We start from the raw sequence: 24,882 nt of genomic DNA, 5'->3' as shown, positions 1-24,882 counted from the left end.
CCATGGCTCCGATAAATTCGCGACACCGAATGTTAGATTGACTCTATTCTACGTCCTGCATAGATTTCTGTGACATTCCTGACTTGCGCCTGTGTTGAAGTGTGACGCAAACCGGTTGACGAGGCATCTTGATGGACACGACTGACCCGTCTCGCGATGACTGTCCTGAGGAATTCAATCTCACACGTCGGAAACTGATGGTGAGCGGCGCCTTGTTCGTCGGAGGCGTGTTGTTGTCTCCGGAGATTTCAGCCCAGACTTTGGGTACGGCCGCACCGGAGGTTTCGACGAGCTTCATGGAAGTATCGTCTCTGCTGATCGATCACCGTCTGGATCCCGAGGTCGGGGCACGCATGGCTGCGGCCATGTTGCGGATATACCCGACAATCGAGCGGGATATCTCTGCCATTGTCCAGATTGCCAAGCAGAAGAACGCCAAGGTCGTCGAGGAATTCTTTGCCGATATTCCGGAAGGGAACCTGAAGGATACCGCCCTGGCCATTATTTCGGCCTGGTATACGGGCGTGGTGGAAAATTCGAGCACTGCGGAGGTCTTCGCCTTCGAGACGGCACTTATGTATCAGCCGACCCATGACGTCATGACAATCCCGACCTACGCAATATCCGGTCCGAATGGATGGAATGCGGAGGCCCCGCCTCTCGGCAATATGCCGACATTCTGACGAGAGCCGCCGGGTGTGCGAATCCACGTCGCCGGCAGCTTAAAACGAATCGAGCGAGATGCCCTGAGCAAGATTGCATCAGAGGATCGGCTCGCAGCGGCTTTTGACGTGCCTACTCGAGTCTTCGGATAATGGAATCGCAAGATGGCAAACGACTACAGTGCCGATGTTATCGTTGTCGGGACAGGCGTCATCGGCTGCATCGTCGCCGAGCAAGCGCTGGATGCAGGCTTGTCCGTTCTTATGCTGGAAGCCGGCCCGCGCGTAGAACGCTGGCAGATCGTTGAGAATTACCGCAACGTACCGCCCCGGTTCAAGCAGAACTGGAATGCACCTTATCCGGCTAAGCCTTGGGCACCGCATATCGAATCGGAACTGCCGGACGCCACGACCGACTATCTGCAGCTGGAGGGCCCGAATGGGCGTGCATACCGCCAGGGTTATGTGCGTTACGCCGGCGGCGCTACGTGGCATTGGGCAGGCATCTGTTGGCGGCTGCATCCCGATGACATGCGGCTGAAGAGCCTTTACGGCGTCGGCCGGGACTGGGCATTTGATTACAACACGCTTGAGCCATATTACACCCGGGCCGAATATGCGTTGGGTGTGTGCGGTCCGTCCGAGGTCGAGCTGCAATGGCCGCCATTGCCGCGCTCCAGGCCCTATCCGATGGGACGCATTCCCTTAGGCCCAGGCGAGCAGCGGTTTACAGATGCTGCCGCACGCGTCGGCATCACCAATCTTCCCGCGCCTCAAGCCCGCAATAGCGGCGTGTCCTACGATGGGCGACCGCCCTGTTGCGGCAACAACAATTGCTTCCCGGTCTGTCCGATCTCGGCGAAATATGATGCCGCATCGGCGCTGCCACGGATCGAATCGAAGGGCGGCAAGATTCTTGCCAATGCCGTCGTCTACAGGGTGGAAACGGATGCGAAGCAGAACATCCAGGCGGTCCATTTCTTAAATCCCAACAAGGAAACGCAAAGGGTCGTCGGCCGGCTTTTTGCCATTGCCTGCAATGCCATAGAGACGCCGAAACTGCTCCTGATGTCCAAGGACGAGCGCAATCCGAATGGCGTTGCCAACCATTCGGATCAGGTTGGGCGCAATCTGATGGATCAGCCCAAGATCAGCGCGCAGATGCTGCTCGCAGAACCGATGTGGACGGGCGTCGGCCCGGTGCAGGGCAGCAGCATCATGATGACGGGGCAAGGCGCATTCCGAAGCGAACACGCCGGCGCCATGCTTCGCTGCGAGAATGCCGCTCTCAGCGCCATCGGCGGACAGGCAGCACTCGCCAAGGGCCTGGTCGGCAAGGCGCTGGACGCCGAGATTCGCAGGCTCTCGGCCTGCACGGCGCGACTGACGATCGAGCACGAGATCCTGCCGGATGCCAATAACCGTCTAACCTTGTCTGACAAGAAGGACTGGCTCGGCCTCAGCAAGCCGAACATCTATTACGATGTCGGCGACTATGTCCGCCGCAGCCATCAGGAATATACCTTGCCGCTGCTGAAGAAACTGATCGCGGAGCTTGGCGCCGTCGAAAGCACCATCGCCACGACCTTCACCAACAGCGACCACATGATGGGGAGCTGCATCATGGGGACCGATCCCACAGACTCCGTCGTAGATGTCGACTGTCGCGCGCATGATCATCCAAACCTTTTCTTACCCGGGGGCGCGGCAATGACGACGGGAGGATGCGGCAACAGCACCATCACCATGGCGGCTTTGGCCATGAAGGCCAGTGACGCCATCGTTGACCAGTTGAAGCGGGGCTGAACGTGGACACTTTCCTCAGGTTCCTTAGCTTCAGGTTTTTAGGCGCTGCAATCTGTCTGATGTCCGCGAGCTCGGCCGCCTTGGCCGCAGGAGATGATGCGCAGGCAGCCTCGATCAAGCGCGGCGCCTATGTCGCCATCGCATCGGATTGCGTTGCCTGTCACACGGCACCGGGTGGCAAGCCGTTCGCGGGCGGACTGGCCATCGCCTCGCCGGTGGGCACGATCTACTCCACCAACATCACGCCCTCTACGACGGCGGGTATTGGGCAATACACGGAGGAGCAGTTTTCCCGTGCCGTACGCCGTGGCGTTCGGGCCGATGGCGCGAACCTATATCCGGCGATGCCTTACACATCATACAATGTGTTGACGGACGCGGATATCCACGACCTCTACACCTACCTGCAGCACGGCATCGACCCCGTCGATACCGTGCCGAAGCCCACGGCGCTGCCGTTTCCGATGAATATCCGGCTGTCGATGATGGCATGGAACCTGCTGTTCCTCGGCAGCGGCAATAGCGAAGCCGATGCCACGCAATCAGCCGAGTGGAATCGCGGCAAATACCTTGCGGATGGTGCCGCGCATTGCAGCACCTGCCATACGCCGCGCGGCTTCCTGATGCAGGAATTGTCCAGTCACTATCTGGGCGGCGGTCAGGTCGGCCCATGGTATGCGCCAAACATCACCTCCGATGCCATCAGCGGCATTGGAAGCTGGAGCAAGGACGAACTGGCCCGCTATCTGGCAACCGGTTCGCTGCCCGGCAAGGCGCAGGCGGCGGGCAGCATGGGAGAGGCCGTCGAGCACAGCTTTTCGCACCTCACGCCGGACGATATATCGGCGATCGCGACCTACATCAAAACCGTCGCGCCGCTGCATGATGCATCCGACGACCAATCGCGGTTTGGCTATGGGCAGTCCTTCACCCAGCTTGCAAGCCTGCGAGGCGCAAACCCGATCCGGTCGGATACGGATGAGCAAGCCAGTGGCGCAGTGCTGTTTTACGGCAATTGCGCGTCCTGCCATCAGGCTTCCGGCCAGGGGAGCAAGGATACCTATTATCCGAGCCTGTTTCACAATTCGGCGACAGGCGGAACCAATCACACCAATCTGATTTCCACGATTCTGAATGGCGTTAGCCGGACCACACCCAATGGCCAGGCCTTCATGCCCGGCTTCGGCGGCAAGGCCAACGATATCAACGCGCTCAATGACAATCAGGTCGCCACCTTGGCAAACTACGTGATCGAACACTACGGCCGACCCGGCACCCCGGTGACGCCTGCCAATGTGGCCGAGGTGCGGGCGGGTGGTCCTGCGTCTTCGCTGCTGCTTCTGGCGCGCATCGGCATTGCCGTGGCGGTTGTTGTGGGCTTGGCGATCATTGCCCTGCTTATTGTTTGGCGGCAGAGGCGAGCCAGGACGGCTTGATCTCGTCCCGGCAGCTACTCACTGAGGATATCTGCGCCAAGGGCCGCGCGTGCTAATCCACCTGCCCCGGCAGGCCCTCGCGCTTCACCCGTCGCTGAACCCAGCTATATCTGAATATGCTCCAGAAGGAGCTTCCCTCGACCTTGTCTAACAGGCCCTCCAGGAATTCCTGATCTGGATTGGCAAGGCGTGCTGCCTCGATCCAGCGCACCGCCTCCTGATGATTGTAGCTTTTCAGTTCCTTGTCGGCATACCACCAGCCGAGCGCGACCATGCAGCCGGCATCGCCGCTCCCGGCGAATTCGAGCACCGGCTGCAAGACATGTTGGCGTGCAAATAGCGGGAACGCTTCGCTGCGCAGAAGCCAGGCATGGGCAGCCCTGATGCGCCGCCAGATATCCAGGTTGATCGAGCTGGGGTCCTCTTCAAGCAAGATCGGGAAAAAGTCCCGCGCCTTGTCGAGATGAAGAAGCGCATCCCTGACGGCCTCGTCCGCCTCCGCACCGGTAATCTCCTCATCGCATATGGCAAGGAGCTGAGTATAGGCCAGATTGTAGATAGCCGTCGGATGATTGCTGGCCGCCGCCTGGCGATAAAGATCGAGCGAGCGCTGCCTGTCCTTGCCGTGAAAATGGAAACCGCTGAGGAATTGCGAGGAGGCGTCGCCATACTCGGCGGCCTTGGCCCACATCGGCACGAGGGCCTCGTCGCCTTCGAATTCCGCGAACTTGGACAGGCTGTTGAATGGCGAGGCCGTGACATCGGTGAGATCAGGGGTCATTTCGGCTGCACGCTTGTACCAGCCATCCGCCACCTCCGGCCGCTTCTCGACCCCGGCCCAGCCCTGAGAGCACAGGAAGCCGTAGAGGGAGGCGCCCCGCGCGCTGGCAAGGCAATTACGGTCGGCGACCTGCCCTAGCCACAGTCCTTTATCCTTGCTTGCCATCCAGACCTCGACAGCGCGAGTGATCTGCCAGTCCTCAAAAAAATTGTGCGGCGCGCTCTGTGCATAGTGCTTGCAAGCCTCCTCGACGCGGTCGAGCTTGGCGAAGAGATAGGCGACATATTTGTGGACGCGGCCCCGCAGGTTCTCCGGCAAGGGGCGTTTCAGCAGACGCTCGCCGATACGCAGCTGGTTTTGCACCACGCGCGGGTCTTCGAACATATAGCCATCGAGCTCAAGCTCGTCGAACCAGGCGAAATAGCGCAGCACATTGCGGTCGATTTCACTGAAGCGCTCGCACAGAGGCGAGTCGGCGAAAGCCAGCATCTCCTCGATGCTGCCGCCCCAGCGGGGCATTCGAAGCGATACGTAGCTGCAGGCCACCTCGAGCGCGAATGGATCCATGGCGAAGGCGACGCGCAGCCAGTATTGCAAGGGAGCAACCGGATCACGCCGCTGGTCGCGCCGCCAGGACAGCGCCTCGCCGGTCAAGATCGCGGGCAGATGCTCCGGCAGTTCTGTGACGCTGATTTCAGCAATCAACTCGCCACCCGAGTGTGCAAACATTTGCTCGATTTCATCGGAGGTCCCGTGGTTCGGCATGCGGCTTGGACGTTCGCCACCGAGAAGCCATTTTGCCCACCAGTCCGGCTCTCCGACGGCGGCAACCGAATGAAGGATGCCGGGGATGACGAGCCAGGCCCGCTGGTCTCGCACCAGAAGCCTGACGAGCGCACGGAACATGGTATCCTGCGCTCTATGGGCGCAGGTCCACATGGCTGGCGTCACCTCATCGGCCATGTCCGTGCCACGATATTCCCCGAACCAGGCCGACCAATAGGCCACCTCGAGAATCGCTGGAAAGTGACTGAGCGGGCGAGCCTGCCGCCATAGGCGCAAGGCTTCCAGAATAGCGGGGCCGCCCTGCACCGCGCAGGCATGGAAATCGTGCAGCGCATCGTAATAATCGCCCTGGCTTGGGCGATCGACGGCCGCATCGCGCAGCCGCGTCAGCAGCCGCTCGGTTTCGTCCCAGAGATGGGCCGGCAGCAAGACTGCGAAGTTCACCGGAATATCGCGTGCTGTTGCTTCCTCGACGGACAGGGCCGCTATCTGGGTCATCAGTGATTCCTATTGTGCTGCTGTAAAGAGGGATCCGGGGCAAGCCCCGGCATGACGAGATTGAAGGACGACCATTGCAGTCGCTTCCAGATGTATTCGGGAGACGTATGGAAATCCTGCCATTCGTTCTCCGTGGCTTTGCTGGGATGGGTGCCCTGACCATGGTGCGGTTCATGCGACAGCCAAGCGGCCCGCAACGCTCTGCCGCGCGCGGCTGCAAGACCGAATTCATCCCAGCCGAGGAAACAATCGCGTACGCGCTGGGCATTGAGAAAGAGCAGCGCCCAACCGAGCGTCTCATCGATCAGGCCCCAGGCGGCCAGAAGACGAAGGATATAGCTCTGCCGCATGGCGTGCGCGGCGAGAAGCTGGCGCGCCAAACCCTTTTGACGGCCAGCGGAAGCGCCGAGCCGCTCGAATTCGGGAACGCGGAAAAACTCCTGCTGAAACCGGGCCAGAACCTCTTCGTCCCTGGCTTGGTCGAGGCCGAGCTCGGTTCGAACGAGGGATTGCTGACGCTGCGGCACGGCCAATGGCGCGCCGAGCCGAAGACCACGTGTCACGCCGGTGACTGCGTGGCGATGAAACAGCGGCTCGGTCATAGCAAGCGCCCATTTGCGGTGGGTGTCAGGCTCTCCGATGGGCGGGGAGGTTTTCGCCGGCGCCAGGAGACGGCTGAGCCAACCGCCGCCCTCTCGCTCAGAAGAAGGTGCATCCTTGGCCGAGAGGGTGCCTTGCCAGTTCGAAAAGTGATTGGCGAAGATCTCCGCGAGCCTCTCTCCGGCCGACGAGGTGGATCTATCAAGGGCCGTCACCGCCAAGGCAGCCATGATCGCAGCACCCGGCTCTCTCGTCGTGGCGGAAATATCGCCGCCCGCACCCAGTGCCAGCCATTGGAGCTGGACATCCGGATCAGGATGCAGGGCCAGCAAATGCGGGAGGGTGGCAACGAGATCACGCTGAAGATCGGCGGAGGTAAGCTCGGCGAAAGACTGATAACTGAACCCCATCGCACGGCCAAGGACAGTGGGTAATTCATGGGCGATAAGGCCAAGCAGCACCAGGTCGGTGCTGTCGTTCGGCCGAGGGCGCAGGTTGTTCAGCAATAGCAGCACATCCGGCATGTAGCGGGCGGCCGGGACGGAGTTCTGCTTGCCTTTGATCTGATCGACGCTCCAGTCACCGAGGTCATCGGCAAGGCTGATCGTCACATGCGGATGATTGTTCGCGTCGCGCAGACTGAACAGGCGTATGCGCCCTTCCTCGCAACCCCTGGCATATTGTTCGCCATAGCCTCCCTCAAGCCGGTCGTGGTTGGCGAACTGACCGAGGCAATGCTGCATGTGAAACGACTCATAGGCCATTTCGGCACGCAGGAGGTCCCCCGAGCCGCGCAGCTCGACAAAGCGCCCATTGGGCGTGGTGATGATTTCGGTCAGGACCTGCCTGTGGCTGGGCCACCATCCGCGCGTGCGCTTGCGGCGCATACGCTCATGATCCTTTCGCCAGGCTTCGTCGGCAGCAGCAAAGGAGATGCGCTGAAAGCGCCCGGCCAAGCGGGTGTCGAGCCGCGAGTGCAGGAATTCCACCAGCCGCGCTTCCTGCTCACGCAATAGATTATGCTCGGCATCAATATAGATCATGCCCTGGACGCCGGCGGCCAGCTTGGCCTGGAACCAGTTGGGGATGGGTTGGGCGCCGACGCAAATATGCCACGCCTTGGCATCGGTCACGGGCAAGGCATGCTCAAAGCAGCCGATCACCCAGCGAAAGAAATGGGTCTCAAGCCAGCGCCGGATATCCGGATGGTCGCGGCGAGCACGGCTTCGGGCAATGATCGCATCCCGGATAAGGCCGGCATTGATAACGTCGCGTGGTGCGATGACCCTGACATTCATGCGGCACATCCGCACAACGATGGAGCCGAACGGAGCCTTGGCCGAGCAATGAATGGGGATTTCATTGGACTGATGGGAAGATCCTATCGCCTATTCCGATGCCTGCATCTGAGGCCACTCTCCCAGCGGAAAATATTGATTTGAAGATGGATTGCAACCGCTTGGATTGATTTTACAGGAATACACCCTTTGGTCCTGTATTTTCGGCTTATGGAATGGGCGCTCGATTGTTGGCCTGCATCTCCAGCCGCGCAAGAAACCCCGGCCTTTCGACCGGGAGCGCCAAGACAGTTATGGGCATGAATTGCGGCACGCGGAGCTGACGGTTTTCTCTAAATTTCCTCGAACAATGGCGCGATCGTCATCTCCGGCACGAGCACGAGACCCTTGTCGGTGATGCGGATTTCCGGAATGACGGAGAGCGGGATGAGGTTGAAGCCCATATAGGCGATGGTGCAGCCGGCCTTTTCCCATTCGACCTTCAAAGCCTTCACCTCTTCCGCCACCTCATGCACGCGCTTGTCGGAGAGAAGTCCGGCGATCGGCAGCGGCACCATGGCCGTCACCTTGCCATCCATGACCACGCAGACGCCGCCTTGTACGGCCTCGATCGCATCGAGCGCGACCTTCATATCTGCCTCGTTGGTGCCGGCGATGATGATGTTGTGGCTGTCATGGCCGACGGAAGAGGCAACCGCGCCCTTCTTCAAATTGAAGTTGTTCAGAAGACCATAGGCGATGTTGCCCGAAGACTTGCCGTGGCGCTCGACCACAGTCACGAAGCAGAGGCCATGTCGGTCGAAATGCGTCTGCCAATCATTTGCCGGCTCAAGTTCGACCGTGACATGCCCAAGAATGATACCCGGCAGCTCGGTCTTGATAGTGTGGGCGATCACCGTTCCGGTCGGCAGCTCCGGCGTCAGTTTCAGCGCCTTCGGCAATTTCACGGTATGATAAGCAGCTTCCGGATAACGATAGGGACTGGACAGCGCGGCATCGAGGACGGGGGTGACCTTGCGGTCTTCGACCACCAGCTCGCCGCCATACCAGGTGCTGACCGGCTTCAGGTCGTCGGTCAGCAGCACCAGATCGGCGCGGCGACCGCCGCCGAGACCACCGATCTCGTTTTCCATGCCGAAGCGGGTCGCACCGTGAAGCGAACCCATGGCCCAGGCCTGCTCCGGCGTCATGCCGGCCTTGACGGCTTCGCGCGTCACCCAGTCGAGCCCGAAGAGCAGAAGGTCTTCGGCATCGCGGTCGTCGGTGCAGACGGCGATGCGCTTGTGCGAAGCGCCGAGCTCGGTGATGGTCTTGATGGCGTGCGGCAGGCTGTGCCAGGGTGTCGTCGGCGGACCGCCGCGCAGGAACAGCCAGATGCCGGCCTCCAAGAGGTCATCGGCGATCTCGCGGTCGATGGCCTCGTGCGTATCGGTGACGCCGGATGCCGCATAGGCGGCAACGAATTCACGACCGTAGACATGGCCAGAGACCGGCCGCCCACGCTCCAGCGCAGCGGCCAGGATCGCGTGACTGCGCTCATCGCCCATCGCCACCTGCACGAAATCCATCTTTTCGCCGAGTGCGAGGGCTTCCGGCCATTTGTCGAAGAGATCGGCGATCTTCTGCGGCGTCAGATCGCCACCGGCCGTCTCGAGCTGCGGCGAGGTTGCCGGCACCGTGCTCGGCACCGTCAGGAAGATCGACAGCGGCGCATGGCGCGCATCCTCCAGCATGGCCTCGACGCCGGCGACATCCATGACATTGCCGATCTCGTGGCTGTCGCAGAAGATGGTCGTCGTCCCGTTGAGGAGAGCGGCCTCGGCATAGGCGCAAGCCGTCACCATGCTCGATTCGATATGGATGTGCGGGTCGACGAGGCCGGGCGCAATGATCCCTCCCCTGGCGTCATAGAGTTTGGCACCGCCGCCCCTATAACTGCCCGCCGGCTTCACGGCGGCGATACGGCCGCCCGAAACCCAGACTTCCTTGTCGGGCAGAATCCGCTCCGAATAGGTCGACAGCACGCGCGCGCCCTTGATCACCAGATCCGGCTCGCGGCGTGCCGAGGCAACATCGGCGAGCGTGCGCGTCATGGTCGAGAGCGGCTTGACGGAAAAGCGTGTGAGCGTCATCGAATCCCCCATTCGAAATCAGTGATAGTCGGGTATGCCCGGCATGGTGCGGAACCCATCGATCATCCGGAAGCGCCGCACCCAACGGCGGAGCGCCGGATAGTCGTCGTGATCGATACCATAGTCACGGCTGAGCGCGAAAGACGGAAACAACGTCAGATCGGCAAGCGTCGGGCCATCGCCGACGAACCATTCGCAGCCATCGAACTGACGCAGCGTCATATGGTCGTCCATGAGGCGGAAAGCCTTGCGCGCACCGGCATGAAGGGCTCTTTCATCGCCGGGCGTATCGAACAGGGATTTCAGTCGCGCCGCCACGGCGGGCGCCAGTGCTGTCGCGGAAAAATGCAGCCACGTCATCGTCGCGCCGAAGGCAGACGCATCCTTAGGTAGCCAGAGACCGGCTGGATCGTGGGCCTTGGCGAGATAGGCAAGGATAGCCTCGGCACCATGCAGCACGAGGTCGTTGTCGCTGAGGACAGGCATCGTTCCCGCCGGATTGAGCGCGAGCATAGCCGGCTTCGTCTCCTCGCGGCCCGGAAACATATCGACGGCGACGGTCGTATGATCGAGCTTCAGCATGGAAAGTAGCAGGCGGACGCGATAGCTGCCCTCATCCATCTCGTAATTGTAAAGCGTAATGCCGGCCATCAGGCGACCTCCGCTTTCTGTTCGAGATCGAAACGAAGCCTTTCGGCCCAAACAGCATAGTGCTTCTGCTTGGCGCCGGCATGCACGGCGGGCGCCCCGGCAATGACGATGTGTAGCGCTGCCTTGTTCTGCGAGATGCTTTGCAGCGCCACCAGCAGACGATCGTCGCCCACCTGGAGCAGGCCGACATCGGTGACACCGCTCTCTCGCAACGCGGCAGCGACGTCGTCCGCGCTGCGATCGATGTAGAGGCTGCGCACCGGGGTTACCTCGGTTAAACCGTCGATTTCAGGCGCGGAGGCTTCCGCTGCCGCCGTCGCCCAGACGATCCCGTATTTCTCTTCGGACGCATAGGTCGGCACCTTGATGGTCTGCGGCACTTCGAGGCTCGGATGCGCGGGAATATAACGACATTGCCCGGCGGTATCGTACTGCCAGCCGTGATAGAGGCAGGCGATGTGATCGCCGCGAACGAAGCCGAAGCTCATGCGCATGCCGCGATGCGGACAGCGATCCTCCCAGACATGCGCCTTGCCGCTATTGTCGCGCCAGACGACGATCTCGCTGCCATCAACCACGGCGCCAGCCGAGGTTCCCGCCTCGATCGACGCCGAAAGCGCGACCGGCACCCATCCTGCTTCCAGTTTCATAAGCTACTCCGCTCGATATCGAGGATAACGCAATCATAGGGGCCGAGGCTGCACGCCATCTCGAAGGCGTCGACAAGATCGTTCTGGCCTTTGACGGCAAGCGTCGCGGATCGCGCGTCACAGGCTCCGAACTCGATATGCAGATCCAGCCGGCGCGCACGGTGCCGAGCAAACTCGACGAAACTGTCGCACACCATTTGCCCGCGAAAGACAAAACGAGCGGCCTCGATCATGTCGCAGCCATTCCGCTCGTTCTATTCATGGCCAGCCCGCGCATCAAAAATATCCAGTCTGCATAAAAAATAACCATGCTTCACTTTTAGGCATTCTAGCAATGCTGGCTTTTGAAATTCAAGAGGCTTTGCGACAGCAACCGATATCAACCGACGGGCGTCAGACCGATCCCGGCGCGGCAACTGGCATAATTGTTGCGTCGATTACCCTCGGGCGCTGTTGGCGCACCTAATCAAAAGAGGGGTTCCATGATTGATTTGCGTTCGCTGTCCCGTCGCGGATTTCTAAATATGAGCGCCGCCGGTGCGGCGTCGTTGATGCTGCCGGCAGGCCTTGCCAGCCGCGCCTACGCCGCAGCCTCCTTTCCGGCGATCAAGGAAGAGGATGCCGTCGTCGGCTTCGGGCATGTCGGTCCGATCTCCGACGAGGGCTGGACCTGGGCACACCATCAGGGCCTGCTCGCCGTGAAAGCTGCCTATCCGAAGCTGAAGAAGGTTCTCGAGGTCGAGAATATCCCCTATTCAGCCGATGCGACGCGCACCTATCGCCAGTTCGTCAGCGAAGGCGCCAACATCATTTTCGACACCTCCTCGAACGGCGACTTCCTGCACGCTGTCGTCAAGCAGGCTCCCGATGTCGCCTTCCTCGAATGTGATGGCCGCGTCGATATGGATAATCTCGGCTGGTACTATCTGGCCCATTGGTATCCGACCTACGTCATCGGTGTCGCAGCGGGCCACCTGTCGAAGTCCGGCAAGCTCGGCTATGTCGCCTCCTTCCCGGTCGCCTCCGTCTTTGCTTCGACCAACGCCTTTCTGATGGGCGCGCGTTCGGTCAATCCGAATGCGACGCTGCAGACCATCGCCATCAATTCCTGGTTCGATCCGCAGGCGGCAACGCAGGCCGGCACAGCGCTGATCGACAATGGCTGCGATTTCCTCTTCGGCATCATGGACGAAGCCGGCTATTTGCAGGTCGCCGAAAAGCGCGGCGTCTGGGCTGCCATGTGGAACACCGACATCCGCCGCTACGGCCCGAACTCCTACGTCTCGTCCGTCCTCATCGATTTTAGCAAGTACTATGTCGATCAGGTCGGCAAGCGCCTCGCCGGCACATGGGCGCCGAGCAACGCGCTCTTCGCCATGGGCGCCGGCGTCGACAGAGACAAATGGGGCGAAAAGGTTCCAGCCGATGTGGCTGCCGCCGCCGATGCGGTGCGCGACAAGATCATCGGCGGCTGGTCGCCCTTTGCCGGTGAAATCAAGGATTCGACCGGCAAGGTTCGCGTCGCCGCCGGCCAGGCGATGACCGACAATGACCTCTATGGCTGGGACTGGTCCGTCGAAGGCGTTACCGGGCTCAGCGCCTGAGCGACCGCTCATGAAACCATGCCTCGGCCGGCTCTCGGCCGAGGCCCATCCCATGACTCTCTGGTATGTATTTGATGACCGAAACAGCGACACCCTTCCTAGCGCCTCCCGGCACGCCGCCATTGGTCCAGCTCAAGGGCATCGCCAAGTATTTTCCGGGCGTCATCGCCAACGAGAATGTGGATCTCGAGGTTCTGCCCGGCGAGATCCATGCATTGCTGGGCGAAAACGGCGCCGGCAAATCGACCTTGATGAATATCCTCACCGGCATCTACCAGCCGGATGCCGGCGAGATCATCATCGATGGCTACGCCAGGCAATTTGCGACGCCGCTTCAGGCGATCGCCGCCGGCATCGGCATGGTGCACCAGCACTTCAAGCTGGTGCAGGCCTTCACGGTCGCCGAAAACATTCATCTCGGCTGGTCCGAGACGCCGCGGCGTGCCTCCGCACAGGTGCTGGAAGCGCGTACGGCCACGCTTGCCGAAAAATTCAATCTTCAGACCCGCCCCGGCGCCCGCATCAGCGATCTTTCGACGGGTGAGCAGCAGCGTGTCGAGATCCTGCGGGTGCTCGCGCGCCAGGCACGCGTCCTCATTCTCGACGAGCCCACAGCCGTACTGACACCGGCAGAGGCCCGCGAGCTTTTCAGGGCACTGCGCGACTTCGTCTCGCGCGGCAATGCCGTCATCTTCATCAGTCACAAGCTCGACGAGGTGCTCGAGATTTCCGACCGTGTCAGCATCCTGCGCGGTGGGCGCAAGATTGCCACCGAAAGGACCGCCGATTGCAACGCCCGCATGCTCGCCAAGCTGATGGTCGGCCGCGATATCGTGCTCGCCGACATGCGCCAGCGTTCCACCGGCGCCGCGCCGATTTCCGCGAAGCCGGTGCTGAGCCTTGGAAGCGTGTCGGCAAAGAACGACACCGGCGCCGAGGCGCTGCATGATATCTCGCTTGCGGTTCATGCCGGCGAAATCCTCGGCATTGCCGGCGTGGCTGGAAACGGTCAGCGCGAGCTGAGCCAGGTGCTGTCAGGCATGCGGCAGATCAGCGGCGGGCGCATCCTTATCGACGAGCTTCCGATCGAGCACAGCAATGCAGCTGCATTCGCGGACAACGGCATCGGCCATATACCGGAAGACCGGCTGCATAGCGGCCTTGCTCCGGCGCTCAGCATCACCATCAATGCCGTGATGCGCGAATACAAGACGCCATCGATCTCAGCGGGCGGTGCCTACCGCCCTGGAGCCGCAGCCGCACTTGCCAGGGAGATCGCCACGGCGGCGGAGGTGACCATTCCGGATTTCAACATGCCGATCCGCAATCTGTCCGGCGGCAACCAGCAGCGCCTTGTCGCCCGGCGTGAGATGCGGATCGCCAGCAAGGTCCTGATCGCCGCCTATCCAAGCCGCGGCCTCGATGTCGGCGCCATCAACACCATGCTGCGTTATATCGTCGAGCTGCGCGATGCCGGCGCGGGGATCGTGCTGATCTCGGAAGAGCTGGAAGAACTCCTCAATCTCTCCGACCGCATCGCCGTGCTCTACGAAGGCAAGATCATGGGAATAGTCGACAATGACAGGACCGATATCGACCAGATCGGCCTATTGATGGGCGGACGCGCCCTTAAGCGCGAGGTTGCCTGATATGAGCGCATCCTTTCGTCTTCACCGATTGCCTTCCGCCTCGCCCAGCAAGGCATTTGCTGCTCGCATCCTGGCTATCCTGCTGGCACTTGTGTTTGCCGGTCTGGTTCTTGCTGCCACCGGCGCCAATCCACTCGAACTGGCCTCCGAGGTGGTAAGCTCAAGCCTCGGCTCCAGTTTCGGCCTTCAGGATCTTGGTGTGCTGCTGGTTCCGCTCATCCTCACAGGACTGTCCGTCGCTGTCGGCCAGCAGATCGGCGTCTGGAATATCGGCGCTGAGGGGCAATTCTATGCCGGTGCCTTCGGTGCTGCCGTGGTCGGCCTCTTCGTGCCTGGCCCGCCCGTCGTGATCCTGCCGCTGATGTTTCTTGCCGGTCTTCTCGGCGGCGCTGTGTGGATCCTCGTCCCGACGCTGGCGCGCGCTTATGCCGGCGTCAACGAGCTGATCACCACGCTGCTGCTCAATTTCGTCGCCGTGCTTCTGGTGTTCTACGTCTCGACCAGCGCCTGGCGCGACCGAACGGCGAATTCGGCGACAGCGCGGTTGTCGGCCGAGATACCCGAGCTCTGGGGCTCGATCCATTGGGGTCTTCCCGTTGCCCTTCTTGCCGCCATCATCGTCGCCGGCCTGCTGGCCTTCTCCCGTTGGGGCTATGAAGTGCGCCTCGTCGGCTCCAATCCGGCTGCGGCTCGCTATGCCGGCATACCGGCGCGCCGCCATCTGATCACCGTCATGCTTCTGTCCGGCGCCATAGCAGGGCTTGCCGGCATGCTGGAGATCGCCGGCACGGTGCACCGCCTGCAAGGCGGCATTTCCAACAATTACGGCTATCTCGGCATCATGGTGGCGGTGCTGGCACGCAACTCCGCCATCGGCGCCATCTTTTCGGCGGCGCTAATGGCCTTCATCCTGAACTCCGGCATCATCCTGCAAACCCAGGGACTGACGACATCGGCCGTGCTCGCGATCACCGGGCTCATCCTGTTCCTGACGGCGATCGGCGATGAGCTCGCTCATTATCACATCGCCCGCGACAAGGCCTGATAAGGACAAGACCATGGATCTTCTCACCGGCCTCCTGACGACAGCCTTTCTCGCCGGCGGCGTTCTGGCGCTTGCCGCACTCGGCGAGGTGTTGGCCGAACGGGTCGGCGTCGTCAATCTCGGCGTCGAAGGGCTGATGGCGATGGGCGCACTGACTGGCATTGCCGCAACCACAATCTATCCCGAGCCGACGCTCGGTTTCCTCGCAGCCTTGCTCGTTGGGGCGTTCTTCGGCGCGATCTTTGCCGCAGCCACCGTTCTCCTGCGCGCCAATCAGGTGTTGTGCGGCCTGGCACTGACCTTGATGGGCAATGGCATCGCCTCCAGCATCGGCCGCGCCTATTCCGGCATGCCGGCGCGCGCCACTTTTTCCGGCATCGAAATCCCGCTCCTCAGCGATCTTCCGATCCTCGGCAAGGCCTTCTTCTCGCAGAATATCCTCGTCTATCTGATCTATATCATCCTGCCGGTCATACTGAGCTACATCATGTTCCGCACCCGCCACGGCCTCAATCTGCGCGCCGTCGGCGAAAACCCGGCAGCGGCGGACGCGGCCGGCGTTTCGGTCAGTCTTATCCGCTGCGCCTATGTCACGGCTGGCTCAGCCCTTGCCGCCGGCGCAGGCGCCTACCTGACGCTCGCCTTCGTGCCGTCCTGGTCGGATGGTGTGGTCGCCGGCCGCGGCTGGATCGCAGTCGCATTGGTGATCTTTGCCGGCTACCGGCCAATCGCGGCCGTGCTGTCCGGGTTGCTGTTCGGCCTCATCACCGCGATCGGCTTTGTCGGCCAGGCGCGCGGCTGGCCGATCGCGCCCGCTTTCCTGTCGATGCTGCCCTATCTCGGCACGATGGCCTTCATCATCGTGCCAGTGCTGGCATGGCAGCGCATGCGCCGCATCATGGCGGCGCCTGCCGCCATCGGACTGCCCTATTATCGCGATGTCCGCTAAGGTGGATCGCCGGACAAGACAAAGGAGTTCCGCATGAGCCAGTGTTTGGACAAGGCAGCCCTTGATCAATGGTATGCGCTGGAAACGGAAACCGAGATTCCGTTCGGAAGCTCCGCCAATCGTCTTCTCGGCACCGATCTTACCGTAGAGCGATCAAGGGATGGCACCATCGTCGTGAGGGCCGATGGGCGCAGCGAGCCATTGCCGCTACTCCATCGCTTCGGCCTCGTCTGGACGACGCTCGGCACGCCGGCCGGTGGACTGTTCGAACTGCCCGAAGCCGATGAGCCGGATCGCCGCGTCGTCAATTGTGGCACCGTGGCTGTGCGCGCCTCCGGGCTCCGGATCGTGGAGAATTTCCTTGATCTCGCGCATTTCCCCTTCGTCCACACCGATATTCTTGGCGCAGAGCCACATACCGAAGTGGCGCAGTACAATGTCGAAATCCGCCGCGATGTCGACGAGGTCTGGGCGACCAATTGCCAGTTCTTCCAACCGCAGGCCGCACTTTCGGCCAGCGAAGGCATCATGACGGACTATATCTATCGAGTGATGACGCCTTTCGCGACGCTGCTCTACAAGACCTGTCCGAATGCCGCCAATCGCTGGGACGTTATCTGCCTCTTCGTGCAGCCGCTCGACCCGGATCGTTGCCGTGCCCATCCCGTGATGTTCCTGATCGACGACGTCTCGACGACGACTGAGCTGGTGCATTTCCAGCAGCTCATCTTCCTGCAGGACCGCATCATCCTTGAAAACCAGCGCCCGGTACTGCTACCGCTGGAGCCGCGGGCGGAAATCCCCACTCGCGCGGACGCCACCTCGATTGCCTATCGGCGTTGGCTGAAGGAAAAAGGCATTACCTACGGCACCACCATCATGGCTGCCTGAAACAGAGAACAGCAATGGATTTGCGTGGCAAGACCCTGAGCGCATCGGGCTTTCATTCGCCGGTGCGCGGCAAGATCGACAGTCTGGATGACGTGCTGATCGAGATCGATGCGGCCGGTACGATCAAGGCGATCCATCGCCATGGCGACCCCAATTACCGCACCATTCGCGATGCCCGCGACGCCACAGGCGAATTGGTGACGCTTCCCGCCGGCTCCTATCTTCTGCCGGGGTTCGTCGACCTGCATGTGCACGCGCCGCAATATCCGCAGCTTGGCGATGCGCTCGACGTGCCGCTGGAAGTCTGGCTGCAGAAACATACGTTTCCGCTGGAGGCGCGCTATCAGGATGCAGCCTTCGCGCGCCATGTCTATGGTCTGCTGGTCGACGACCTCCTCGCTAACGGCACGACGACCGCGCTCTATTTCGCCACCATCCATCAGGAAGCGACGCGGGCACTGGTCGATATCTGCCTCGAAAAGGGCCAGCGCGCCCTCATCGGCAAGGTGGCGATGGACAACCCGCAGGAATGCCCGGACTACTATCGGGATGCCTCGGTCGAGGACGCGTTGGACGGCACCCGCGCCCTCATCGACTATGTGCGCGGTCATGCTGATAATGGCGAAGGCCGCGTCCTGCCTGTGGTCACGCCGCGCTTCATTCCCTCCTGCACGGATGCCACCCTCGAAGGGCTCGGCGCGATTGCCCGGGAATGCGGCTGCCATGTCCAGACCCATTGTTCGGAAAGCGATTGGGAGCATGGCTATGTGCTTACCCGCCACGGCATGACGGATGCGGGGAGCCTCGATCGCTTCGGCCTGCTCCGTCGCGGCACGGTGCTCGCCCATGCAAACTTCCTGACCGCTCGGGATATGGATGTGATCAAGGCGCGTGAGGCGGCTGTCGCCCATTGCCCGCTTTCGAACGCCTATTTCGCCAATGCGGTCTTTCCGCTGCGCGCGGCACTGGAGAAAGGCCTGCATGTCGGCCTCGGCACGGATATATCAGGCGGGCCGAGCGCCTCGATGCTGGAGAATGCCCGTGGCGCGATCCTCGCCTCGAGGATGCTGCAAAGCGGTGTCGATCCGAACGTACCGGCAGAAACGCGCTCGACATTCGGGCGGGCGCAGATCGACTTCCGTGACGCCTTTCACATCGCAACAGCCGGCGGCGGTGCGGCGCTCAACTTACCGATCGGACAATTTGTACCCGGCTATCAATTCGACGCCATCGTTATAGACACCGCCAATGCGAAGGGCACGGTGCGGCTTTTCGAGGATCGGGACGAAGGCGAAGGCATATTGCAGAAGATCATCTACACCGCCTCGCGGCCGAATATCGCGGCCACCTGGGTCGGCGGCCGCGGCGCCTGACTGGTTTCCAGGGGGTGTTAAGCTCGCCTCACGCGATGAAGCTCTCCTGCACGCCTCAAAGCCTCCGCCGTTGGCGGAGGCTTCTGTTGCAGACCAATATCATGTTTCCCAGTAGTTCAATTTGACGCCCCTAGCGTTGTAGAGGACGTGCATATATGAACTATTGACCCCGTTGTGGCCCGAACATATCGGATAGATATAAACGGGATCACCCTTCTCCATCTGGGAAGCCTGTGTCCCGGGGATCACGTGCCCCCCGACAAAAACGCCGCTGCATTGACGCTGAGGCTGACTGCTGAACCAGTTGCGGGACGTGCAATATGTGGGCGCATTTCCATTATTGCATTTACCCTGCCACAGGCCGATCCACGAGGTATATCCAGTGACTTTCGGGTCCAGCGTGCTGCCAATGACATTGGCGAAATCGGTATTTCCTGCCCAGGTGACGGTTCCAACATAGGTGGATCGCAGGATGTCCTGAAGCTCGGCGACCTCCGAAGCCCTGTCGACTGAAGCCTCGGCCTCTATCGGCCTGCCGAACATGCGCTTGAAGTCGTCGAGATTATCAAGGGTGACGGTCGGTGCAGTGCCGATCTCAACGACGCTACCGATGCCGGCCCTTATGGCTGCGTCTACCAGTGTTTCATTGCAGCGCCGGGCCGTATCCATCAGACGTGCATGGAACGCCGTATGCGTCCCGACGTAATCGGCCCACACCTTGGTGACGGGACTATTGCTGCCGACATTGTTCGGCGTTGCGCGGAATTCGATGCGCTGTTCGGATAGCTGCCTGGGCGCATCCTGCAGGAATATGGTGATGCGGAGTTGATCCTCCGTCTGGTCGTCGTTTCCGTGAATGGTCAGTTCGTCACTATCCACCTTATAGTCATACTGAAAGCTGATCTGTGCCATGACTGGCACGCCGTCAAAGGAGCCAACCGGCATGGGGTCGCTCTGAATCTCCTTCGGTCCGCCGCTGAGATCGAGGCTGACCGGGACAGTGTGCTCACCTATCTTCAGCTGCACACTGTAGTCATTGAATAGCGTCGTCAGTGGCAACTCTACGTCAAGAGATTGCGGCGGCTGGGTTGGAACGGTCATGTCAGTAACCTCCGCCGGATTGGTTCGCCGCGACGAAGCCATCGATGACATTGAGCCTGGTGTTTTCGGGCATCCTCATGAATATGACCTCCAAGTATGTTGAGACCTCTGGCCATCGCCAACGAATAGACACTAGCTTTTTCAGTCTTGGCTTGCCTTTGCGTGGGTAACTAAATTCTTTGCGGCCCGCATTTTTTCCAGATGGCAGCGAAGCAGATGGCCGCTCTAAACGAGAGGCACGGAAGGGAGCCTGAGGCGTCTCGCATCATCTCCACGCAATTCGAAGTAGCTAGCTGGTGGCGCGATCAAAACTCGTCCACCGGCTTCGCGCAGGACCTGCAAGCGAAAGAAAATTTTCTTCGCCGGGGATATCTGCCCTATAACGTCCGCTCAAAGAATATGAGATGATGGAGCGTGCCAATTGGCTCGAGCATGATTTTCGAAATGGGATTTGTATTTTTCAATATGCAATTTTAAAATTGGATCCGAGGCCACCTTAAGCCGCCGAAACGCCCGGTGAAGCGAGATTTTTCGTGTCAACAAAATGTCGATCGTTGATAGCGGACTTTTTCATTGAGCGTCTCGCAGCAAATAAATGACCCGGACGAGTGTGGAACGACACGTGACTGATATTGGTCAACTCCTCAGTTGCCCCCTGTTCGCCGATGTAGCGCGAGAGAGCCTGACATTCGACGCCCGTGATTTGCGGACCCGCTTCTATGCGCCGGGACAGATCGTCTTCAACCAGGACGATACGAGCGGCGATGTCTATTTCCTGCGTTCCGGCTTGCTGCTGGCGCTCTATCTCGATCAGGATGGCAGGGAACTGATCTTCACGAGGCTCAACGCTCTTGACTATTTCGGAGAGCTCTCGGCCATCGACGGCGGCAACCGTTCCCTTTCGGTCTATTCAAAAACCGACTCCTGCCTGATCATCATGAAAAAGCAGGCATTCCTCGATCTGCTCGAAACGATACCGCTGGTGCGGCAGCGGATCATGATTGATATGGCGGAGCGGATCCGCAGGCTGACAAGGCATAGCTATCAGCTGACCAGCCAAAGCGTGGATAAGCGCCTGAAAGCCTATCTGGCCCGGGTGGCGCTGGAAAAGGGCGTATTCAAGCCGAACGGGCAGCTGGAAAAATTTCCAACCCATGCGGAAATCGCCGGATCCATCGGTGCCAGCCGCGAAGAGGTCAGCCGCTCCATTTCCGCCTTGAAGCGAAACGGGATTCTCGAGGCCGGCCGGCAGAAGCTGACGATCCTCCAGCCGAATGCCTTGCTCAGCGAATAGCGGTAGCGATTCGGGATCGCATCGTCCTATTTCGTCTTGATCAGCCAGTTCACCGCGATGTTGACGGCGCGGGTTTCCGTTTCGCTGACGCGCACGTCCCCCTGGTGATAGATGGTGCCGGTTTGTGACGATGGCGGCACGGGTGGAGCCGCTTCGAGATTGAGCGGCGGTCCTTCTCCCAGCGTAACGGATTGAGCGGTCATTTTCAGATTGTGCGTATGATCCTGTAGCGCATCCATCTGGGTCGAGCCAACGCCGCGCGGATTGACGGCCGGACCAGGGGGTGGAGTGCGGTTGTCCTTGTCCACGGACTTCTTCAAATCCACGCCGCGTAGAAAATAACCCTGGTAGTCAGGCAATTTGAACTTGTCGCTTCCATCGGCCCCGTAAAGCTCACCGATCACGCGATAGAGTTCCGGATACTCGGTCTTCAAAAGGCTGGAGCCGTCGCAGATCATCCAGGGCATGTAACGCAGATCCGTCATGGCCGAGGTCAGGGTTTGCGTCTGCTGCAGGACTTCGCCGGGAAAGATAATGATCGCGCCAACGGGAATGCCGTCCTGAACGCCCGACTGCGGATGCGGGAAGAATTGATGGCGTGGTTCCTGCCCGGGAAAATTTCCGGGGAAGACTGGCGGAATAAACAAAGGCGGCAGCATTCGGCACTCCTGCGATCATGTGAAGGGATTGTCGGTAGACAGTGCGACCATAGCAGTGGGAACAGTGATCGACCAATTGTCCTGGATGGTTTTGCCGGCTTCGTCCGGCTGTTCCAAAAGAAGATCGACCGCGCTCATATCCACGGCCATGCATGGGGTCAGGTCTTCGGCGCAGGGCCAGATCTGGCCTGTGCGAAATGCTAGCAAAGCCATTCTTGCCGCCTCCGGCTTGACGGAGAGCAGGAGATTGGCGCGCTTGGCGCGAAGCAGGTCTCGCAGATAGCGGCTTGGCGAAAACAGCGAGATCAACGCGCTTTGCCCCTCGCTCAGATACGGGTCCGCGCCGGGATCCTGGACCAGCTCCACCGCCATCCCATCCCAGTCGAATATGTTGCGCAGGAACTGGAAATAGCGCGGTTCGAAATTGATCGAAGCCGCCGTATCTGGCGATTTGGCAAGCGTCGCGCCGGCAAAGAGCGCGATGGCAGCCTGAACGATCTGCTCCTGCACGATCTGCGTCAGAAGCGTCGGATTGGCAGTCTCCAGTGCCTTTTGCTGCTCCGCCAGGGCAGTCTGATAGCTTGTTGACGAAGCCTGATAGGCGGCCTGGATCTTCTGATAGGTCGCCATCTGCCAGTTGGCGAGCGTTGCCGCACTCCGGGCGCATTGAACCTCTATGCTGGCTGCATAATAATTGTTGAATTCGGCTGCCCCCTCCGCCGGCGACGTATCGGGCGCAGGTGCCGCGCTCTCCCCCGAACCGCTTCCCGCGCCGGCGGTTGCTTCGGCCGCAGACGATGTCTTCGGCGGCACGCTACAGAGGATCGATGCCCGCAGCCGGTCGGCATATTGCGCCGGGCTTGCCGTGAGATATCCCTTGAAGGTTGAAATCGTGCCGGTCTGATCCGCCGTCAGGATTACGCCGCTCATCGTCACCTGCACGGTTGGATTGGCGATAAAGCTGCTGATACTCGCGGTCGCCAGAACAGGTGTATAGCCCTCAGGCACGTCCATTTCCGCATCCGACAACGGATTTCGCGATTTGAAGCCGCAACTGATGACGCGAAGAGCCGGCGGCGGCGGCCCATCCGGAGCAATCCCATAGGCCTGGAAAGCATCGAGATAATAGACAGACGCCGGCGTCCCACCAGGTTTGACCGGCTCCGGCGACAGGTTGGCATAGGAGGTTATACCCATGGCGGTCGGGGACAGCGGCGCGACAAGCCTGAGATCGTGATATTGCGAAACCGCCTCGGCCAGATTTGCGCCTGGACGATCGACGAACATCTCGAACACCAGCCTGTCCTGGCTGGCACGGGTCTGAAGCTGGTATACCCGGTTCACCCAGCGAAACACCGCCTGATGATTGCCGTTGTTGCCGGCGTTCGACAGGGTCCGCGTCTGCGTGATTTCCAGTTCCTCGAATATGCGGCTACTCCGGCGCAGCATCGATTCCCGGCGAAGGGCCTTCACCGACCGATCGATGACATCACGGGCAAATTTCGAAATATCCTTGAGGTAACCGCCGGCCGGTTGATCCTGAACCCACCAATTTCCGGTGACCTTCATGGAATTGGTGTTCGGCTGGCCATAATCGGTTTGATAATTGTCGATTGTCGTCGTGGAAACGCGGTCCGACAAGGTCTTCTGGACCTGATTGATCAGGTCGGCGGTCGTGGTATCCCTCCCGAAATTGCTGGTGCTGTCGCTGACGCTCTGGTCGTCTTCGGCCGTGTCCGTCCGGCGCAAGTTGCGATGGACGTCCTGCCGGGTTTCTCCCGCGATCACGGATTCGATGCGCTCTATATCTCCGAGCACATAGCGGCCAGGCCGGTAGTGCACAGTGCGGATGGCGCCGACGGCGTAAGGCTGCACCGCAGGCGGATCGGCAGGCGCCGGAGGCGGATCGACCGGGAAAATATCATCGGGCAGGATCATCACCGCGCTGAGTGCGCGAGAAAGCGCTGCGTCAGGCGGCACTGGCGCGGGATCTTCGCCAAGCTTCGGATGTGCAGCCTGAAAGGCCAATACCCAGTTGACCAGATGCGTGACCTGCAGCAGCCGGATCAGATCGGAAAGCCACGCATGGTCATAGCCCAGCGTGATCATCAGCGCGATCGCCGAATTCCATATATTGACAAGCGCCGCCTGGGCATCGGCCGACTGCAGTTCCGTGGCCAGGTTTTCCCACCCCCCGAAGCTTTCGATTACCCAGCTATCGAGCAAAACGTAGGTGCAGTCTTTCCTCAGCTGGCGGGGAAAATGACGAAAGCCGGCATAGGGTTGCGGTAGCGGCTGCGTCGGCGTCACGAACGGCTCGCCTGGAGTTTGGCCGGTTGCCGGCGATATCGTGTCATCGATGAAGGCGACAGCGGCCTCACGCTTGGCGGCGGGATCGGCACCCTTCAATTTCGTATAGAAGGCGCTTGTGGCTGTCGCTGCGGGCACCGCCATGAAGCGTTGGCCGGCAACGTCGCTCGCCAGCTTCGGCCATGGCTTGATATAGACAAAGGGGAAGAGCTCTCCCGCCTCCAGATGCGCATCGGCGATCGCCATGCCATCAGCCGGATCCGGAATGGGCAGGGGTCCCGGCACCGGCGGATCATCATCCGGCGGTGGAACGGGCGGAATTGGCGGCACCGGGCGCGTGCTGCCAAAGCAGATCATGAAACCGATATAGTTCCAGTAATCGACGTCGTCGGTCTCCTCGATTTCCACCCGGCCCATGATCTGCTGCGAATATTGCACATCCAGCCCGGTTCGCCAGCGCAGCCAGCCGTGCACCTTGCGCCCACCCGTGAAGGCGACGCGGAACGGAGTTTCCTGCTCGAAGCGCAAGCCTTCGACGACATATATCTCGAGCGGCAAAACCGCGCGAAAAATCTCGGCCGCGACATTCAACACAGAGCGGCGCCCCGCATCCTCATAGGAAACGCGAAACCGGATCACGATTTCTTCGTTCTGGTTCTTATGCGGGATATCGCGCCATTCCTGAATCTCGGTGTGGCCGGTCATGG

At 60.7% G+C, this 24,882-nt stretch carries 19 protein-coding genes; 10 read left to right on the top strand and 9 right to left on the bottom strand.

Features of this window, described 5'->3' with window-relative positions; translation table 11 throughout:
• The first annotated feature begins 131 nt into the window (after nt 1-131).
• From A6U86_RS20880 to A6U86_RS20870, 3 genes are all read left to right on the top strand, one after another.
• Nucleotides 132-683 carry a sorbitol dehydrogenase family protein gene (locus A6U86_RS20880; RefSeq protein WP_068394884.1) on the top strand — a complete coding sequence of 184 codons (552 nt, stop codon included), beginning with the start codon at nt 132-134 and terminating at the stop codon, nt 681-683.
• Nucleotides 684-827: 144 nt separating this feature from the next.
• Nucleotides 828-2,468 (top strand): GMC family oxidoreductase, encoded by a 1,641-nt coding sequence (locus A6U86_RS20875; protein WP_068394883.1) that lies wholly within the window; start codon nt 828-830, stop codon nt 2,466-2,468.
• Nucleotides 2,469-2,527: 59 nt separating this feature from the next.
• A complete protein-coding gene (locus A6U86_RS20870) occupies nt 2,528-3,904 on the top strand; it encodes a cytochrome c (protein ID WP_068394882.1) in 1,377 nt (458 codons plus the stop codon).
• Between the two features lie 52 nt (nt 3,905-3,956).
• On the opposite strand, the gene A6U86_RS20865 is transcribed toward A6U86_RS20870, so the two are convergent.
• From A6U86_RS20865 to A6U86_RS20840, 6 genes are all read right to left on the bottom strand, one after another.
• The gene (locus A6U86_RS20865) at nt 3,957-5,969 is read right to left on the bottom strand and encodes a DUF4034 domain-containing protein (protein ID WP_068394881.1); all 2,013 of its coding nucleotides are present in this window, start codon (nt 5,967-5,969) and stop codon (nt 3,957-3,959) included.
• Complete coding sequence (locus tag A6U86_RS20860; protein ID WP_068394880.1) at nt 5,969-7,867, bottom strand: DUF1266 domain-containing protein; 1,899 nt, start codon at nt 7,865-7,867, stop codon at nt 5,969-5,971. Before A6U86_RS20860 ends, A6U86_RS20865 begins: the two co-directional genes overlap by 1 nt.
• Nucleotides 7,868-8,199: 332 nt before the next feature.
• Nucleotides 8,200-9,999 carry an adenine deaminase gene (locus A6U86_RS20855; RefSeq protein ID WP_068394900.1) on the bottom strand — a complete coding sequence of 600 codons (1,800 nt, stop codon included), beginning with the start codon at nt 9,997-9,999 and terminating at the stop codon, nt 8,200-8,202.
• A gap of 18 nt (nt 10,000-10,017) precedes the next feature.
• Nucleotides 10,018-10,650 carry a glutathione S-transferase family protein gene (locus A6U86_RS20850; RefSeq protein WP_068394879.1) on the bottom strand — a complete coding sequence of 211 codons (633 nt, stop codon included), beginning with the start codon at nt 10,648-10,650 and terminating at the stop codon, nt 10,018-10,020.
• On the bottom strand, nt 10,650-11,300 hold the full coding sequence (locus tag A6U86_RS20845; protein WP_068394878.1) for a Rieske (2Fe-2S) protein: 651 nt from the start codon (nt 11,298-11,300) through the stop codon (nt 10,650-10,652). The genes A6U86_RS20850 and A6U86_RS20845 overlap by 1 nt, the downstream gene beginning before the upstream one ends.
• Nucleotides 11,297-11,533: a hypothetical protein gene (locus tag A6U86_RS20840; protein WP_244510029.1), complete on the bottom strand. Its 237-nt coding sequence runs from the start codon at nt 11,531-11,533 to the stop codon at nt 11,297-11,299. Before A6U86_RS20840 ends, A6U86_RS20845 begins: the two co-directional genes overlap by 4 nt.
• Before the next feature lie 249 nt (nt 11,534-11,782).
• Here A6U86_RS20840 and A6U86_RS20835 point away from each other — a divergent pair, with 249 nt between their 5' ends.
• The 6 genes from A6U86_RS20835 to guaD all read left to right on the top strand — a co-directional run bounded on the left by A6U86_RS20835 (nt 11,783) and on the right by guaD (nt 18,811).
• A complete protein-coding gene (locus tag A6U86_RS20835; RefSeq protein WP_068394877.1) occupies nt 11,783-12,904 on the top strand; it encodes a BMP family ABC transporter substrate-binding protein in 1,122 nt (373 codons plus the stop codon).
• Nucleotides 12,905-12,978: 74 nt separating this feature from the next.
• A complete protein-coding gene (locus tag A6U86_RS20830) occupies nt 12,979-14,553 on the top strand; it encodes an ABC transporter ATP-binding protein (RefSeq protein WP_068394898.1) in 1,575 nt (524 codons plus the stop codon).
• Between the two features lies 1 nt (nt 14,554).
• Nucleotides 14,555-15,598: an ABC transporter permease gene (locus tag A6U86_RS20825; protein ID WP_068394876.1), complete on the top strand. Its 1,044-nt coding sequence runs from the start codon at nt 14,555-14,557 to the stop codon at nt 15,596-15,598.
• A gap of 13 nt (nt 15,599-15,611) precedes the next feature.
• Nucleotides 15,612-16,547, top strand: a complete 936-nt coding sequence (locus tag A6U86_RS20820; RefSeq protein ID WP_068394897.1) for an ABC transporter permease — start codon at nt 15,612-15,614, stop codon at nt 16,545-16,547.
• 33 nt (nt 16,548-16,580) lie between these two features.
• A complete protein-coding gene (locus A6U86_RS20815; protein WP_068394875.1) occupies nt 16,581-17,438 on the top strand; it encodes an aromatic ring-hydroxylating dioxygenase subunit alpha in 858 nt (285 codons plus the stop codon).
• Nucleotides 17,439-17,452: 14 nt separating this feature from the next.
• On the top strand, nt 17,453-18,811 hold the full coding sequence (gene guaD / locus A6U86_RS20810; RefSeq protein WP_068394874.1) for a guanine deaminase: 1,359 nt from the start codon (nt 17,453-17,455) through the stop codon (nt 18,809-18,811).
• Nucleotides 18,812-18,910: 99 nt separating this feature from the next.
• Here the strand turns inward: guaD and A6U86_RS20805 are convergent, their stop codons facing one another.
• Nucleotides 18,911-19,912 (bottom strand): hypothetical protein, encoded by a 1,002-nt coding sequence (locus A6U86_RS20805; protein WP_068394873.1) that lies wholly within the window; start codon nt 19,910-19,912, stop codon nt 18,911-18,913.
• A 622-nt stretch (nt 19,913-20,534) separates the two neighbouring features.
• Between A6U86_RS20805 and A6U86_RS20795 the strand changes: the two genes are divergently transcribed.
• Nucleotides 20,535-21,206, top strand: coding sequence for a Crp/Fnr family transcriptional regulator (locus A6U86_RS20795; RefSeq protein ID WP_158008771.1), 672 nt, complete (start codon nt 20,535-20,537; stop codon nt 21,204-21,206).
• Between the two features lie 26 nt (nt 21,207-21,232).
• Here the strand turns inward: A6U86_RS20795 and A6U86_RS20790 are convergent, their stop codons facing one another.
• Together A6U86_RS20790 and A6U86_RS20785 are read right to left on the bottom strand one after the other, a co-directional pair.
• Nucleotides 21,233-21,865 (bottom strand): tail fiber protein, encoded by a 633-nt coding sequence (locus A6U86_RS20790; RefSeq protein ID WP_083196925.1) that lies wholly within the window; start codon nt 21,863-21,865, stop codon nt 21,233-21,235.
• Nucleotides 21,866-21,880: 15 nt separating this feature from the next.
• On the bottom strand, nt 21,881-24,880 hold the full coding sequence (locus A6U86_RS20785) for a hypothetical protein (protein ID WP_068394870.1): 3,000 nt from the start codon (nt 24,878-24,880) through the stop codon (nt 21,881-21,883).
• Between the last annotated feature and the right edge of the window lie 2 nt (nt 24,881-24,882).

The sequence above is a fragment of the Rhizobium sp. AC27/96 genome (assembly GCF_001692325.1).
Classification (GTDB): Bacteria; Pseudomonadota; Alphaproteobacteria; order Rhizobiales; family Rhizobiaceae; genus Rhizobium.
Note: the sequence above shows the minus strand (reverse complement) of the source record. Positions and strands in the feature narration are given on the sequence as shown.

Coding starts and splice junctions, on each gene's coding strand:
- A6U86_RS20880 (WP_068394884.1), top strand. CDS start 132: ATGGACACGACTGACCCGTCTCGCGATGACTGTCCTGAGGAATTCAAT.
- A6U86_RS20875 (WP_068394883.1), top strand. CDS start 828: ATGGCAAACGACTACAGTGCCGATGTTATCGTTGTCGGGACAGGCGTC.
- A6U86_RS20870 (WP_068394882.1), top strand. CDS start 2,528: ATGTCCGCGAGCTCGGCCGCCTTGGCCGCAGGAGATGATGCGCAGGCA.
- A6U86_RS20865 (WP_068394881.1), bottom strand. CDS start 5,969: ATGACCCAGATAGCGGCCCTGTCCGTCGAGGAAGCAACAGCACGCGAT.
- A6U86_RS20860 (WP_068394880.1), bottom strand. CDS start 7,867: ATGAATGTCAGGGTCATCGCACCACGCGACGTTATCAATGCCGGCCTT.
- A6U86_RS20855 (WP_068394900.1), bottom strand. CDS start 9,999: ATGACGCTCACACGCTTTTCCGTCAAGCCGCTCTCGACCATGACGCGC.
- A6U86_RS20850 (WP_068394879.1), bottom strand. CDS start 10,650: ATGGCCGGCATTACGCTTTACAATTACGAGATGGATGAGGGCAGCTAT.
- A6U86_RS20845 (WP_068394878.1), bottom strand. CDS start 11,300: ATGAAACTGGAAGCAGGATGGGTGCCGGTCGCGCTTTCGGCGTCGATC.
- A6U86_RS20840 (WP_244510029.1), bottom strand. CDS start 11,533: ATGATCGAGGCCGCTCGTTTTGTCTTTCGCGGGCAAATGGTGTGCGAC.
- A6U86_RS20835 (WP_068394877.1), top strand. CDS start 11,783: ATGATTGATTTGCGTTCGCTGTCCCGTCGCGGATTTCTAAATATGAGC.
- A6U86_RS20830 (WP_068394898.1), top strand. CDS start 12,979: ATGACCGAAACAGCGACACCCTTCCTAGCGCCTCCCGGCACGCCGCCA.
- A6U86_RS20825 (WP_068394876.1), top strand. CDS start 14,555: ATGAGCGCATCCTTTCGTCTTCACCGATTGCCTTCCGCCTCGCCCAGC.
- A6U86_RS20820 (WP_068394897.1), top strand. CDS start 15,612: ATGGATCTTCTCACCGGCCTCCTGACGACAGCCTTTCTCGCCGGCGGC.
- A6U86_RS20815 (WP_068394875.1), top strand. CDS start 16,581: ATGAGCCAGTGTTTGGACAAGGCAGCCCTTGATCAATGGTATGCGCTG.
- guaD (WP_068394874.1), top strand. CDS start 17,453: ATGGATTTGCGTGGCAAGACCCTGAGCGCATCGGGCTTTCATTCGCCG.
- A6U86_RS20805 (WP_068394873.1), bottom strand. CDS start 19,912: ATGACCGTTCCAACCCAGCCGCCGCAATCTCTTGACGTAGAGTTGCCA.
- A6U86_RS20790 (WP_083196925.1), bottom strand. CDS start 21,865: ATGCTGCCGCCTTTGTTTATTCCGCCAGTCTTCCCCGGAAATTTTCCC.
- A6U86_RS20785 (WP_068394870.1), bottom strand. CDS start 24,880: ATGACCGGCCACACCGAGATTCAGGAATGGCGCGATATCCCGCATAAG.